General features: G+C 71.3%; 1 protein-coding gene. It reads right to left on the reverse strand.

The features are described 5' to 3' along the window. On the reverse strand, window positions 1-265 hold a 265-nt coding region (locus HKX41_11850), incomplete at both ends, for an aquaporin (protein NNC24827.1).

The raw sequence follows: 265 nt of genomic DNA on the forward strand, positions 1-265 counted from the left end.
GGGATCGTCGCTGACCCGCCAGTGCGCCAGATAGGTCAGCCAGACCAGGGTGGCGCCGAGGAAGGCGCCGGCGACCTGGGCGAGCACGAAGCCCGGTACCACGGCCCAGGACAGCTTGCCGATCGCGGCCAGGGCGATGGTCAGCGCCGGGTTCATGATCGCGCCGCTGGTCGGGCCGGCGATGTAGATGCCGATCAGCACCGCCAGGCCCCAGGCCGCGGTGATCACGCCCCAGCCGGCGCCTTGCGCCTTGGATTGGTTGAGC

Source organism: Salifodinibacter halophilus (assembly GCA_012999515.1).
GTDB classification, from domain to species: Bacteria; Pseudomonadota; Gammaproteobacteria; order Nevskiales; family Salinisphaeraceae; genus Salifodinibacter; species Salifodinibacter halophilus.